Genomic DNA, 14,058 nt, shown 5'->3' on the forward strand with positions numbered 1-14,058 from the left:
GTGCCGAATAACTACAAGTAGTTAAACGTATTGGTCACTCAGTTCATTGAAATCAATTTTGTTACCGAAGTAACTGTTATTACGCTCTTTCGAAAAAGAACCAATAACGTTTTGATATTCATCAACGAGTGCCCACACAGATTGATAGGTTTAAATTGTTAAAGAGCTTCTCTTCGTTGTGACTTACATCACTTCGGAAGAGGCGGCCATTCTAGCGATTTAATTCTCAGTGTCAAACACTTTTGAAAATTAATTTCTACTTTCTAAAAGTAGGAGCGAATTATCGCTTAAAGCTAGTTGCCTAACTAACATTCTGCGCTGAAGCCTTGTGGCGTCTGCCGTGTCAGTGAGGCGGCATTATAGAGATGTTCATCACATTGGCAAGTGTTTATTGAAGAAAAATGCAAAAATAACGATTACATGACGAATAAATACTCAAAGCCTTATTTATGCAACTTTAACTACAAAGTAACTACACAATAACCACAGACTTATCCACAATCGCTCTAGTTTTATCCCCTAGAAACTAAAAAAGCTGCCTAATGGCAGCTTTTTAAATAGCAATGAGTCTAAATCCCAGAACCATATTGCTCTCCATCATCTTCATGGAGACCACATTCTCGTTTCAGCCCATTAAAACGAGTTTCCTCTTCAGTCATACCCGGTTCCCACTTCTTAGTTGTATGTGTATCTCCAACAGAAAGGTAACCCTGCTCTCGAAGCGGGTGATAACCGAGACCATGCTCTTCTAGGTAATAGTGAACATCTTTATTCGTCCAATCGATTACCGGCAAAAATTTAAACACACCATTTTGGATAGATAAGATTGGCAAATTTGCACGCGATTGAGATTGCTCTCTTCTTAAACCGGAAAACCATGTCCCAGCCTCGAGCTCATCTAGCGCTCTTCTCATCGGTTCAACTTTATTAAGCTTGTTGTACTTTTCTATCCCTTCTATACCTTGATCCCAAAGTTTTCCATATTGCGCTTCTTGCCAATTAGGGCTCTGTTGGGCACGAAAGACTTGAAGGTTTAGAGTCAACTTCTTACTTAACTCATCGATAAAGCGATAGGTCTCCGGAAATAGATACCCTGTGTCCGTCAGAATAACAGGAATATCTGGTTTTGCTTGAGTCACTAAGTGCAGCATTAACGCGGCTTGAATGCCGAAACTTGAAGACACAACATGTGATCCTTCCAAGTTTTCTAATGCCCATTTAACTCTTTCTAATGCTGTTAGCTGTTCTAACTCAGCATTAATTTGCCCAAGACGAAGTATTTGCTCCGTCTTAGTCAATGCGAGTAGCTCTGCTAACTTCAATTTTGAAGCGACAGAATTATGCATGCAGATCCCTCTTGGAAATGATCACCTCTTCGATGATGCCAGCTCGGATTGTAAAATCACCGAACCCTTCATTGTCGTTGCGTTCTGTAGCCCAACGTCCCACCAGCGCATCAATCTCTTCTAAGATCTGAGCTGATGTGATGTTCTCTTTATACATCTTAGGGATACGAGTTCCGGCCTTGTTGCCACCTAGGTGCATGTTGTAACGCCCCGGAGCCTTACCCACTAAACCAAGTTCAGCCAACATTGCACGACCACAACCGTTGGGACAACCTGTGATTCGAAGGATGATGTTATCTTCTTCTGGTAATCCATGTTTTTTCAGAATGTCTTCAACATCCGTTACAAACTCAGGAAGAAAGCGCTCAGCTTCTGCCATTGCTAAAGGACATGTTGGGAAAGCCACACACGCCATTGAGTTTTTACGTTGCTCTGAAACAGCATCGTCCATCAAGCCATATTGACGCGCCAGTTTTTCAATCTTGGCCTTTTGACTCGTCGACACACCCGCAACAATTAGGTTTTGGTTTGCAGTCATGCGGAAGTCACCTTTGTGGATCTTCGCTATTTCAGCAACACCTGTTTTCAGAGCTTTACCCGGAAAATCAAGTAAACGACCATTCTCGATGAATAACGCTAAGTGGTGCTTACCATCAATGCCTTCCGCCCAACCAATGCGATCACCACGGCCAGTAAACTCATAAGGACGGCTTTCAGAGAACTCAACGCCGGCACGCTTTTCTACTTCTGCTTTGAATACATCAATACCAACACGGTCTAGTGTGTATTTGGTTTTTGCATTCTTACGGTTTGAACGGTTACCCCAGTCACGCTGAGTCGTTACCACCGCAGCTGCTACATCTAACGTTTTATCTAATGGTACAAAACCAAAGTCGTCAGCTTTACGTGCATAAGTAGAGGTATCACCGTGTGTCATCGCTAAACCGCCACCAACTAACACATTAAAGCCCACCAGCTTTCCGTCTTCAGCAATAGCAACAAAGTTAAGATCGTTAGCATGAACGTCCACATCATTTTGCGGAGGAATGACAACCGTCGTCTTGAATTTACGTGGTAGGTAGTTGCTACCTAGGATAGGTTCTTCATCCGTTGTTTCTAGTTTTTCACCATCTAACCATATTTCTGCATAAGCGCGAGTCTTCGGTAATAGATGTTCACTGATCTTTTTCGCCCACTCGTAAGCTTCTTGATGAAGTTCAGACTCAACCGGGTTTGTGGTACACAAAACATTTCGGTTTACATCACCCGCTGTCGCAATTGAATCAATGCCAATGCTATTTAGCGTTTGGTGCATCAACTTAATGTTCGGCTTCAAGACACCGTGGAACTGAAACGTTTGACGAGTTGTTAGACGAATTGAACCGTAAGAGGTACTTTCGTCTGCGAACTTATCAATCGCCAACCACTGCTTAGGGGTAATGATGCCACCAGGCATACGAGCACGAAGCATTACGTTATGTAACGGTTCGAGCTTTTGCTTGGTACGTTCGTTACGAATATCACGGTCGTCTTGTTGATACATACCGTGGAAACGAATCAACTGAAAGTTATCAGCAGTAAAGCCACCTGTTATGCGGTCTTGGAGATCTTGTTCAATCGTACCGCGTAGGTTATTACTTTCTCGCTTAAGACGCTCATTGTCAGCCAAAGGTCCAAGTACTTGACCTAGCACTTCTTGCTCTATTACTTGCTTGCTCATTAGTACACATCCCTTTGGTAACGTTTCGCTTTACGTAAATCATTAATATATTGTTCAGCTTGCTCACGGCTTTGGTTGCCATGTTTTTCCGCTATCGTAACTAACGCTTCATGAACATCTTTCGCCATTCGAGTTGCATCACCACAAACATAAAGGTACGCGCCCTCTTGCAGCCATTGCCAAACCTGCTCTCCTTGTTCGATTAAACGATCCTGAACATAAACCTTTTCTTTTTGGTCACGGCTAAAGGCAACATCTAGCTTAGTTAGCGCGCCAGACTTGAGGTACTTTTGCCATTCAACTTGGTATAAGAAATCTTGAGTAAAGGTACGGTCGCCGAAGAACAGCCAGCTCTTACCTTGAGCATCATTGTTTTCACGCTCTTGAACGAAACTGCGGAAAGGTGCGATACCTGTACCCGGGCCGACCATGATGATTGGTGTATTGTCGTCTTGTGGTAGCTTGAAGTTATTGTTGTTCTCTACAAACACCTTCACTTCGCCACCTTCTTCAAGGCGTTGAGCTAAGAAGCTAGAAGCTCCACCTAAGCGAGACTCTTCACCTTTTTGGTATTCAACCAGACCAACCGTTAAGTGAACTTCTTCATCTACTTCGGCTTGGCTTGATGCAATAGAATAGAGGCGTGGAGTCAGCTTACGTAACAGGCCAATTAACTCATCAGCCGATAGCTTGGTTTTCTTTTCTGCGAGTACATCGACGATTTGTGTATTACCCGCATATTCACGAAGCTTGTCTTTATCTTCCACCAGCTTGATTAACTTCTTACTGCCCGATAACTCAGCAAACTTAGTCACAAGTTGAGGGTTTGAAGTGGTAATCTCAAATTTACTCACTAACGCACTATGGATAGATAGATTCTCACCATCGACATCGACACTTTCGATACCCGACAACCCAACCTTAGAAAGGATCTGATTCGCGAGTTCTGAACTGTTTTCATACCATACACCTAGCGCATCACCAGGTTGGTAGGTAATGCCAGATTCATCAAGATCGATCTCGATATGACGAACATCTTTACCCGAGTCACGACCGGTGATCTTTTGACTGGCTAATAATGTCGCTGTATATGGATTTTGTTTGGTGTATTGCGAATGACCGGCAGCCGCTTGGCCTACTGGTAACTGAACGATATCAGCCTCGGCACCTGTCGATAGCGTTTCTTGAACTTGTGATAACGCTTTAGCGCGCCATTCCGTTGCTGACTCTTCGTAATCAACATCACAATCAAGGCGATCGACAAACGATTTAGCACCAAGCTTAGCGAGGAAGTTATCGAAGTCTTTAGCGGTTTGGCAGAAGAACTCATAGCTTGAGTCACCTAAACCAATCACACCGTATTGTAGGTTTGATAATTTTGGCGCTTTCTTCGATTGAAGGAATTCATGCAACTCAATAGCGTTATCAGGGGCTTCGCCCTCACCATTGGTTGAAGCGACGAAAATGACGTGTGTCTCTTTGGCTAGGTTCTTGCCTTTATAATCACTCGCATCGAAAAGCTCGACCGCTATTCCTAAGGCTTTCGCTTCTGCCTCTAACGATTCGGCGACACCTTTGGCATTACCAGTTTGAGAAGCGAAGATAATGCTGAGCTTACCCGCAGGCTTAGCCGCTACTGCAGCGGCCGCTTGAGCGATTGGCGCGGCAGCACCGACAGGCTGAGCTTGGCTCACTCCCCAAAGGTAACCACTGACCCATGCCAGTTGCTGTGAAGACAGTTCAGAAACAGTTTGCTGAAGATGACCCAATTGTTGGTCATTAAGTGGTGCTGCTAGCCCAGGTAACTCATTAGCCCCAGACTGTGCATTATTGTTTTGTGAAGACTCTTTCTTATTTAAAGACATGGTCACGACATCCCTAATCATTGCGTGACGATAGATTAACCACTCCTTTTAATAACAAGAAAGAATAGAAAAGTATGTTTTATAACTTTTTGGAAGTAAAAACCGATTGAAACGTAAATTGTCTTACTGGTTTTCAATGCGTACTTGCTGAAAGCCAACCGCCATTGCCGACTTAGATGCTAAGTCTAAATCCGCGTAATGACACTCTTCACCATGAACATCCGTAAGCAGAACAAAGCCACCACCCATATGACGAAACTCCACAACCCAAGACCCTTCTTGAATTGAGGGCTCTATGATGGCTTCAACTAACAGGTTTTCTCTATATAAATTTCGTAATTCATTGAGTGTCATATTCCATCCCTTGCTTTGACCTCACTACATAGACCTTATAAGAATAGACGCAAATTGGCTCTCTGTAACGAGGATGGTCGAAAGTGATGAATGTGCTAACTAATTCCAGAAAGATATAATCAATAGATATAAAAAAACGCCACTTAATAAAGTGGCGTTCTTAAAATTCGTTCTAAATTTGCTTTATATGGCCTAGAAGCGCACTTCAGCACCAGCAAACCAACCATCGACCATGACAAAGCTCTTGCCTAGTTCTGAGCTAAAGAACTCATCCGAATCTAAATCGATAACACGGTAACCACCACGCAGGGCAATTTCAGATTCTGATACAGGAATTCGGTACTGAACACCCGCCATCAAGTCAGTGCTCTTAATACCACTGCTATCCCCGAACTCCATCGTACCAATGATATCGAAGTTGGTGTCCGGCACATTGATCTCTGCGTTACCGTAGAAGCTCCACGCAAACTCATCGAAACTTGTTTGAGTTCCCTTTTGAGGCTCAATGTAATTAGAGTTTGAGTATTGAGTAAACGTCACACCAGCATCGAAGTTCATCAACTTGTGCTCTAACAGTGTGTAGTAAAACGTGTAGTCGTACTTATCAAAAGCCAACGAGTCCGCATCAATAGAGGTATAACGGAAGCTAGCATTTGGGAGCATTGGGGCATTATGCTCAAATGCGAAATACAACGAAGGTGAGTTAGAATCGTCATCTTGTCTAACTTCGTTTAGCTTTGTACTTCCCCACCACATATCGGCACCGACTTTAGCCGTGTAAGAAAACTCTTCGGCAGCAGACACTGCTGAACTTAAAGATAGCATTCCCACTAAAGCAATTAATGGCATTTTATTCATTTGAGATAGCTCCAATTCCATATCGTAGTGCTAATTGTATGCACATTCATAGATTATTGGGGAAAATTCTACCACACATCTTAAATTCTAAAACGATAAACCGCTGACGAGTAAAGATTTGACGGCACGATGACCTTAATAACGTCTTTGGTTAGAACTGTGTACAAAGTTTTTGAAAAACCACACACCGATTGCAATCACGATCAACCAAGGCAGTAACTTAAACACGACCCCCATCATACCTAAGACCAACATGACTAATAACGCTACTCCGGTTGCAGCCAATACCGTCATAAACGTGATACCTGTGACAAGTAGAGTTGCGACGAAAATAAGAACAAAGATTAATTCAAACATAATGGTCTCCCTAATGAGTTAATGACCTATCTTTCCTACTTTCTAACATTGCAGCTTCCATACCAAGTGTGCCAAACCAATAAAACCCTTATTTATCAGGCAAATAAAAAGCCACACATCTTCATGCGTGGCTTTTCAGAAACTTACAGTGGTAAATTTAGCCTCTAGTGGCGAATTTAACCTTAAGTTTTTAACTTAGAGGGAGCTTAAACATTTAGCTCTTTAGGGATCTTAGCCAATGCTGTTTGCATCACTTCAATACCTGCACCTTTCTTATGTGCGTTTTCACTGATGTAGCGACGCCATTGTCTTGCACCAGGCATGCTTTGAAACAAACCAAGCATGTGACGAGAGATGTGACCTAAACTTGCGCCATTTGAAAGTTCACGCTCGATGTACGGGTACATCTCTTCGACAACCTGTGAGCGCTTCTTAATTGGTGTGTCTAAACCAAAGATCTGTTGATCAACTTCAGCCAAAATAAATGGGCTATGGTAAGCCTCACGACCAATCATCACACCATCAAGGTGTTGCAAGTGCTCCTTAGTTTGCTCAAGAGTCGTAATGCCACCATTCACGGCAATCACCAGATCAGAGAAATCTTTCTTGATTTGGTATGCACGATCGTAATCTAGCGGTGGGATCTCACGGTTCTCTTTCGGGCTAAGGCCACTCAACCACGCTTTACGCGCGTGAATAGTAAATTGCTCACAGCCACCTTTTTCAGAAACCGTCGAAACAAACTTAGTTAGAAACTCATAAGAGTCTTGGTCATCGATACCGATACGCGTTTTCACGGTAATTGGAATATCAGTGACTTCTTTCATCGCTGAAACACAATCTGCCACCAACTCGGGCTCAGCCATCAAGCATGCACCAAATCGACCATTCTGAACTCGGTCTGAAGGGCAACCTACGTTAAGGTTCACTTCATCATAACCGCGTTCACCAGCAAGCTTGGCACAAGCAGCAAGATCAACCGGGTTTGAACCACCGAGTTGAAGTGCAAGAGGATGTTCTTGCTCGTTATATTCTAGGAAGTCGCCCTTACCATGTAAGATCGCGCCCGTTGTTACCATTTCCGTGTACAGAAGAGTCTGCTGAGAAAGCAAACGGTGAAAGTAACGACAGTGGCGGTCAGTCCAATCGAGCATGGGTGCAACGGATAAGCGGTTAGCCGCGTATTTACTAGTATTGTCAGGTTTCATAAGGTGTTACTCGAAATCTATATACTGTATATATATACAGCAATTTGCTAGAGTTGCCCCAAACTCACCCTTTCAGTACGCATATAGTACGTATCGATGGAGTAGGACGAATGGCATCATTTAGCATTAAAAAAAGAACACTAAAAAGCGGTGAATCACGCTTCACAGTGGACATTGTAGTCAAAAAGAATTCGGCGATTATACACAGGGAATCGAAAACATTCAGGAAAAAAGAACTCGCTAGAACCTATGCAAACAAGCGGGTTCTTGAGCTAGAAAACCCTGACGAATCCGGACAGAAATCCGTACCGTTGTACGTACTTCTGGACAAGTTTATGGAAGAGCCTGATTTATGGGATAAAACAGGACGAACGAAGCAATACGTAATCAAGCTTCTTCGTGACTGTGACATATCCAAGGTTGAAAGCGACAAGCTAAGAACTAGCGACTTAATCCAACACTGTAAAAACCGGAAAGGTGGAGGAGCTGGAGGTGCAACTGTCTATCACGATGTTGCTTATCTCCGTTCAGTAATGAAAAAAGCAAAGCCTGTGTTCAATATCGCGGCCAACTTTCAGATATTTGATGAAGCAATTCCGGTTCTCATTGATATGGCACTAATAGGTAAAAGCCAGAAACGAACACGCCGCCCTACCTCCGAAGAACTAAAACGCTTAAAGCTTGGATTAGAACAACGTGAGTCTTTCCGGCCAAACGGCAAAACTCGAATACCATTCACCGACATTCTTGAGTTCAGCATTCTCACTTGCATGCGAATTGGCGAAGTCTGCAAGCTACGTTGGGAAGACCTCAACCAAAAACATAAGACGATACTCGTTAGAGATAGAAAAGACCCAAGGAAGAAAGCAGGTAACCATATGATAGTGCCGTTGCTTGGTGAGTCATTTGAGATCGCACTTAAACAACCGAACAAAGGTGAACTCATTTTCCCGTACAACTCACGTAGTGTTAGCGCAGGCTTCCAAAGGGTGAGAAACGAATTAGGTATTGAGGATTTGAGATATCACGACTTGCGAAGAGAGGGGGCAAGTCGGTTGTTTGAGAAAGGTTACTCGATTGAAGAAGTTGCTCAAGTAACAGGGCATAGGAACTTGAATATCCTATGGCAAGTCTATACTCAGCTGTTCCCACATAAACTGCACCAGAAAGTAGATATCAAGTAACGCTACTTAGACAAAGCTAACAAAAAAGAGAACCAATTGGTTCTCTTTTTATTAAAGCTCTTTAGTTCGCACTAGGAACAGAGCGAAAGTGGCTAGTTACGTACTCTAAACGACCACGCTTCATACGTGTATAAGCACATACGTGTACACTTTTTTTGTCGATGCTCATGATGAGTATCCTCTTCAAAATGCAGAAAGAGGGATCTCGACTCTTGAGATAAATCCAGAAAAGTACTAGTATCACTTTAACAAATCAGAGTGACTAGTTCGTTTCTTCGGGCTTGAGACCTCTTAGTGTAGAGCCTCATAAAATCTATTGGAGTAGAGTTTATGTTTCATCTCACTTTAAGAAAACACTTCTAGTTTAGCTACTTGAAGTGTTTTTTTTATTTCTCTCTTCTAACTCCTTTAAATTTCTCTCCATCACTTTTTACATCCATAAAGCGCCCTGTTGCAGTATCTCGCTTAACCCAATGCCCTGATGGTGTTTGAGTTTGTGAGCGCCCTTTTACCATCCCATTTCGGTGTCCATCACCGACAGTTCCATTTTTAGCCATTTGTTCACCTTTACTAATTAACTAATGTATATAACATCTATCTTTGTCGATTAAATAACCTTAACTCGACTTGAACGATAATAGAGCAGCTCTGAATTGCAGTCAATAGCACCTACACAAAAAGATCGATCTTTTTTTGTATGATGCACCTACAAAAAATGTATGCTATTGTCTATTTGAAATATGAAGTACTTTAGGAAACGAATCATGTCCATTCAAAGTCTGTTGGAATTAGAAGCCGGGGATAAGAACTCAGCGGTAAGATTAGCTTACATTGATTTTAAGCTTAGATTCTCAGGATTCATCAACCGCTCTGATCTTACTAATATGTTTGGATTAAAAGAAGCTGCCTCATCAAAGCTAATGTCTCTTTATGCAGAAAAAACTGAGAAAAAGAACATGGCCTATGACCATAAGATAAGAGCAAACGTCATGTTGAATACGTTTGAGCCTCTACTAAATATAAACTCGGAAACAGCATTGGGGATGTTAGCTAATGGGTTCAATAAAAATAAAATTTACGAAACCCCAGAGCTTCCTTACACCCGAATTGGTCAAATCCCGAATCAATTACAAACCGAAAATGTAGAACGTATAACAAGAGCAATGGCAGGGGGTTATTCAATAACCTGTGATTATATGTCAGCAAGTAGTGAGAACCATTCATCTCGAGAACTAGTCCCACTCACTCTTTTATTTGATGGTATTAACTGGATTTTTCGCGCCTATTATAGAAACGAAAACAAGTTCAGAAACTTTAATTTTTCAAGAGCTTTGAATGTAAAAGAAAATTCAAATAGCCCTAAAGCACCTCATGAAGAGTTAACAGAAGACAAAGAGTGGACAACGCAAGTTCCTCTATTACTGATACCTCATCCTTATCTTGAAGATAAGGACAAAGAGACTCTGGCAGCAGATTTTGGACTCAAAGACTCTAAATTAATAATTACAGAAAGATTAGCGCTCATTTGGTTACTGAAAAGCCAATGGAAAATCGATGACCGATGTTCTGATGAACTCCAAAACGAGCGCAGATTAAAAACTAATAAGTTTAATTTTTTACTAAGTAACCAAGATATGGTTAAAGCTGTAAGGGAAACTATAGGCTTATAAATCAATTGAATTTATTAAAGATTATTAAGCTTCATTTCAAGCTCATTCACCTTTCGAATGAGCTTTTCCATTAACGTATTTGTATTCTTAATATTCTGCCAGAGCATACCTAATATCAAAATCTCCGTCGGCTTCAATCCAAGCTCTGCCAATACAGGTAAAATTGGTAAGTCAATCATTCACCACCCTTGAACTCATTGCGTAGGGTTTCCCATAGGCCAAATACTATTGGAGCACTTACGCCAATAATGCCACCGAATTGAACACCGTCTGCCGATATGCTCGCGGTGATAAGTTCAGGGTGACCAGCTACCAAAGCAGCTCCCGCGCCAAGTAACGCTAAACCCTTTTTGGTGGATGGTTGGTCAAGGTCGATTCCGATTTTTTCTAATAAGCTTTTCATAGTAATTTGCTCTTCCTTAAATACTTGATGGTGTAACTATGAGTAATGGGCTCTATCGAGTTCGATATGAGGACCATCTTTAAAGCTGACCCAATCACCGCCCCATACAATCGGAATACCTAACTCATCCGCTGCCTGTTTGAATGCCCAACTCACTTGTTCGTAATAACTAAAGCCCCACGTCACTTTGCCGTTTTCGTCGTACACCACAAAATCAACCGCGCAGCCTGATTGATGACGGCTTTTTTTGCTGTATCCGTCTAACTGGCTTGCTCCTTGTTTAAATAGAGCGTTCTGTTCCTCTGCGGTGCGCTTACCTGACGTAATGCCAAAATCAAACGGGGTTAGCTCAATAGCGCGGCGAACGACTCGCTTTAAATCACCGCGTACGCCCACCATGCGCATCTCACTTCTAGCTGATAAAGCAAAGCCACTCACTATTTTGATTATCTTGTCTTTTTTCATTAGGTACCCCCCAAACAGGATCAGGAAAAGCAGTACTAGCAAATACTTAATATTCATTACCACCAAACCCTTGTTAATCAGGCACCGGATAAACAGCTTCCTCAGCAATCCACGCCTTTTTGACATGAATAAGCCCAAACAAGTTTTCTAACGTTGCAGGTGCCTCTTCCAAGTAAACCATCACATCATTAGTTATATCTTCCACATCGAAAGAAATTTGAAGTTCTGATTCAGCAATACTGGCTACATCGCCCGCTTGAACATTAAGAACAACATCAGACGAGCCACCAAAGACCAATGACGAATCACTCGAAGAGTACGCAGCTGTCACACCGCAATACGCGCCTCTATATGATGGGGCGGCTTGAGTCTTAATTCCGATTACGCAAGAAATAGGAGTATCTAACGCGCTCACCTTCGCAGCCGTTGACGCATCAAGATTTATCTTCCCTTTGAGCGTGACCGACATCATTAACGATACAGAATCATAAGGCTCCGCTTTCGTTATCAAATCGACTGCTGACTTTAATTGCATTCTTCGCCCCCACTCACCATTAATGCTTTCATTTCGATGATACAGAGCCGCGTTATGACTACGCTCAGGATCGTCATAAAGGTTATTTAAGATGGTCACGAAACCGGACGCACTCCCGCCATCTTGAGCACTTAGAGGAATACAAGCCAAGACATTAGCCCCGACTTCCCCAACTGAGCCCGAACTCGAAGAGGCTTGCGGTGGGTTTGAAAGTTGGAACATTAGATAAACTCCCCTACTTTGACGCTATCGCCTATGGCACCTTGCAGTGTCACGATGGCATCCGTTTGAATTAATGTATGACCGCCAGCTGTAAGATCAATTAAGCCTTGCACCAACACGGGACTGGCATTGTCGGTAGAAGCCTGAATAAAGAGCCCTTTACGCCCAGCTTTCCCATCAATAATTTGCTCATCGCTTGTTAAGTCCAATAACCCACTGCCGACCTTTTGCAAGGTGTACAAATCAGCAAGCTTTTCCACCTTGAGGACGTCATTTTGAATGCGTGTTTTTACCTCGGTTTGGACTTCGCCCACCTTTATCGGGGATAGAACTTTATCAACGGTAATGGGCGTTAAAATCTCGCTAATCGCTACCGAATTACTGATATCAATTTTTTGCGCTTTGGTGATGATTGGAACATCTGCGATTTGATATTCAATCGTCACGGCATCCGCTTTGTGATTAAAAAGTTCAAGCTCGTCAAAACGAGTGATATCAACCGTGTCACCGCGTTCAATCTCTACAGGTCTCAAAGCATCACCGCGCAACATGACGGTATTACTGGCCTCACGCATGATGAGGTACTTACCAGCCTGACCTGCGTTAAATTTAATGGCTTCGCCAGTATTTAAGGTATGCAGTTGCTTCATTGTTTACGCCCCGCGAACATATAAGCCATCGTTAATACCGAGACGAGAATCCCGACCATAAGAGACACATTTTTCAGTAACTCGTTATTGCTTTCGTTCTCACCCGTTTGCTCTCGCGCTTTTGCTGCTCCTGCTATGGCAAGTGCTGCTTTGGTCGTTTCCGTTTGTTGGCCTGCCATGGATTTAATGGAATCTATCGCGTGCTCGCTAAGATTTGCATTTGCATCCAATGCGCTCTCACCAAAGCCCAAAGACGCGTCAACGGTGTCCGCTGAAAAATCTAATGCGTCAGTTCCAAATTTAAACGCTTCTTCTGCCGTTCGACCTGCAACCGCCATTGCGCCATGGTCAGTCATGCTTAAATTAATGTCAGAGTTTTCAATCCCTGACAGCGCAAAGCCATTGTTATCACCACCGATACCTTGGCTATTGCTTTTGTTCGTGGTTGTAGTGACGGTTTTCGCATCACTCTTTGAGCTACTTTTCCCGCCCATATCATCAAACCTTATCTGTAAGACATGCTCATTCTTGTGAGTTTCAATCTCTCGAACAGGCAATCGTAATTTACGCTGAATATAGCGATGGGCTCCGCGTTTGCTAAAGTGGGCGCGAATGGAGTCAAACCCATTCGCTTTACCGTGATTAATGGCACTGAGCGTGCCCGCGGCCATATCACCCGCTAACGCAACCACCACCAACTCCTTAGAGCCAGATTGTGATTGCTCACCGCGGAGTAACATGTAGGTATCTTCCACTCGATAAAGGGACTCTCGCCCCTCATGAACTTCAATTTCTGCTTGTTTGAGGTAATCACCAAGGGCTTTACATAGCCTCGGCTTGGCATTGCCCCAAGTTTCAGGAATTAAGTTACTTTCGAGTGAGAACATACAGCGCAATCAGAGCAACAAGCGCAATTCCCCACCACGGTATGCCGTTGTTGCTGCCAAAATTCATTGCGCCAGCAGTAAAGCCACTGTTATTTGTGGTGTTAGATGTGTTACCTGATTTTGCTGGACCCGAAGATCCACCCGTCAAGCCACCGCCACCCGTTAAAGATGTTAATGAACCTAGCATTAGCGAAACACTCCCGATTTGTAGGCAAGGTATAACAGGGCAATCACCGCGGTAGCACTCAGAGCCTTATTGATGCCCTGACTCACACCAAACCCAAGCGCAGACCCAAGACCAAGACCACCTAAACCAATGAAAAGTAATGGCATA

At 43.0% G+C, this 14,058-nt stretch carries 18 protein-coding genes; 2 read left to right on the top strand and 16 right to left on the bottom strand.

Annotated features, from left to right (window positions below):
* Positions 1–569: 569 nt before the first annotated feature.
* The 7 genes from MSG35_RS23330 to dusA all read right to left on the bottom strand — a co-directional run bounded on the left by MSG35_RS23330 (position 570) and on the right by dusA (position 7,708).
* Complete coding sequence (locus MSG35_RS23330; protein ID WP_050634941.1) at positions 570–1,346, bottom strand: phosphoadenylyl-sulfate reductase; 777 nt, start codon at positions 1,344–1,346, stop codon at positions 570–572.
* A complete protein-coding gene (cysI, locus tag MSG35_RS23335) occupies positions 1,339–3,066 on the bottom strand; it encodes an assimilatory sulfite reductase (NADPH) hemoprotein subunit (RefSeq protein ID WP_048612693.1) in 1,728 nt (575 codons plus the stop codon). The genes MSG35_RS23330 and cysI overlap by 8 nt, the downstream gene beginning before the upstream one ends.
* On the bottom strand, positions 3,066–4,931 hold the full coding sequence (locus MSG35_RS23340) for an assimilatory sulfite reductase (NADPH) flavoprotein subunit (RefSeq protein WP_248385093.1): 1,866 nt from the start codon (positions 4,929–4,931) through the stop codon (positions 3,066–3,068). Before MSG35_RS23340 ends, cysI begins: the two co-directional genes overlap by 1 nt.
* Positions 4,932–5,054: 123 nt before the next feature.
* Positions 5,055–5,285: a hypothetical protein gene (locus MSG35_RS23345; RefSeq protein WP_004735813.1), complete on the bottom strand. Its 231-nt coding sequence runs from the start codon at positions 5,283–5,285 to the stop codon at positions 5,055–5,057.
* Between the two features lie 192 nt (positions 5,286–5,477).
* Positions 5,478–6,143, bottom strand: a complete 666-nt coding sequence (locus MSG35_RS23350) for a TIGR04219 family outer membrane beta-barrel protein (protein WP_248385095.1) — start codon at positions 6,141–6,143, stop codon at positions 5,478–5,480.
* A gap of 135 nt (positions 6,144–6,278) precedes the next feature.
* The gene (gene pspG / locus MSG35_RS23355) at positions 6,279–6,500 is read right to left on the bottom strand and encodes an envelope stress response protein PspG (protein WP_017059950.1); all 222 of its coding nucleotides are present in this window, start codon (positions 6,498–6,500) and stop codon (positions 6,279–6,281) included.
* 206 nt (positions 6,501–6,706) lie between these two features.
* Positions 6,707–7,708, bottom strand: a complete 1,002-nt coding sequence (gene dusA, locus MSG35_RS23360; RefSeq protein WP_017069030.1) for a tRNA dihydrouridine(20/20a) synthase DusA — start codon at positions 7,706–7,708, stop codon at positions 6,707–6,709.
* Positions 7,709–7,818: 110 nt separating this feature from the next.
* On the opposite strand from dusA, the gene MSG35_RS23365 reads away from it, so the two are divergent.
* Positions 7,819–8,892: a site-specific integrase gene (locus tag MSG35_RS23365; RefSeq protein WP_248385097.1), complete on the top strand. Its 1,074-nt coding sequence runs from the start codon at positions 7,819–7,821 to the stop codon at positions 8,890–8,892.
* 386 nt (positions 8,893–9,278) lie between these two features.
* On the opposite strand, the gene MSG35_RS23370 is transcribed toward MSG35_RS23365, so the two are convergent.
* Positions 9,279–9,449 carry a hypothetical protein gene (locus MSG35_RS23370; RefSeq protein ID WP_179947299.1) on the bottom strand — a complete coding sequence of 57 codons (171 nt, stop codon included), beginning with the start codon at positions 9,447–9,449 and terminating at the stop codon, positions 9,279–9,281.
* A gap of 207 nt (positions 9,450–9,656) precedes the next feature.
* On the opposite strand from MSG35_RS23370, the gene MSG35_RS23375 reads away from it, so the two are divergent.
* Positions 9,657–10,562, top strand: coding sequence for a WYL domain-containing protein (locus MSG35_RS23375; RefSeq protein WP_157937933.1), 906 nt, complete (start codon positions 9,657–9,659; stop codon positions 10,560–10,562).
* Positions 10,563–10,576: 14 nt separating this feature from the next.
* Here the strand turns inward: MSG35_RS23375 and MSG35_RS23380 are convergent, their stop codons facing one another.
* The 8 genes from MSG35_RS23380 to MSG35_RS23415 all read right to left on the bottom strand — a co-directional run bounded on the left by MSG35_RS23380 (position 10,577) and on the right by MSG35_RS23415 (position 14,057).
* Complete coding sequence (locus tag MSG35_RS23380; RefSeq protein WP_179947298.1) at positions 10,577–10,741, bottom strand: hypothetical protein; 165 nt, start codon at positions 10,739–10,741, stop codon at positions 10,577–10,579.
* Positions 10,738–10,965, bottom strand: a complete 228-nt coding sequence (locus tag MSG35_RS23385) for a hypothetical protein (protein ID WP_248385099.1) — start codon at positions 10,963–10,965, stop codon at positions 10,738–10,740. The genes MSG35_RS23380 and MSG35_RS23385 overlap by 4 nt, the downstream gene beginning before the upstream one ends.
* Before the next feature lie 36 nt (positions 10,966–11,001).
* Positions 11,002–11,430 (bottom strand): M15 family metallopeptidase, encoded by a 429-nt coding sequence (locus MSG35_RS23390; protein WP_050621050.1) that lies wholly within the window; start codon positions 11,428–11,430, stop codon positions 11,002–11,004.
* A gap of 73 nt (positions 11,431–11,503) precedes the next feature.
* Positions 11,504–12,187, bottom strand: coding sequence for a hypothetical protein (locus tag MSG35_RS23395; RefSeq protein WP_248385101.1), 684 nt, complete (start codon positions 12,185–12,187; stop codon positions 11,504–11,506).
* Positions 12,187–12,837 carry a hypothetical protein gene (locus MSG35_RS23400; RefSeq protein ID WP_102279186.1) on the bottom strand — a complete coding sequence of 217 codons (651 nt, stop codon included), beginning with the start codon at positions 12,835–12,837 and terminating at the stop codon, positions 12,187–12,189. The genes MSG35_RS23395 and MSG35_RS23400 overlap by 1 nt, the downstream gene beginning before the upstream one ends.
* Positions 12,834–13,724 carry a hypothetical protein gene (locus MSG35_RS23405; protein WP_248385103.1) on the bottom strand — a complete coding sequence of 297 codons (891 nt, stop codon included), beginning with the start codon at positions 13,722–13,724 and terminating at the stop codon, positions 12,834–12,836. The genes MSG35_RS23400 and MSG35_RS23405 overlap by 4 nt, the downstream gene beginning before the upstream one ends.
* Positions 13,705–13,911 carry a hypothetical protein gene (locus MSG35_RS23410; protein WP_004735824.1) on the bottom strand — a complete coding sequence of 69 codons (207 nt, stop codon included), beginning with the start codon at positions 13,909–13,911 and terminating at the stop codon, positions 13,705–13,707. The genes MSG35_RS23405 and MSG35_RS23410 overlap by 20 nt, the downstream gene beginning before the upstream one ends.
* Positions 13,911–14,057: a hypothetical protein gene (locus tag MSG35_RS23415; protein ID WP_198594798.1), complete on the bottom strand. Its 147-nt coding sequence runs from the start codon at positions 14,055–14,057 to the stop codon at positions 13,911–13,913. The genes MSG35_RS23410 and MSG35_RS23415 overlap by 1 nt, the downstream gene beginning before the upstream one ends.
* Position 14,058 lies beyond the last annotated feature (1 nt).

Origin of the sequence: Vibrio sp. 1CM23M (assembly GCF_023161755.1) — a bacterium.
Taxonomy (GTDB): domain Bacteria; phylum Pseudomonadota; class Gammaproteobacteria; order Enterobacterales; family Vibrionaceae; genus Vibrio; species Vibrio coralliirubri.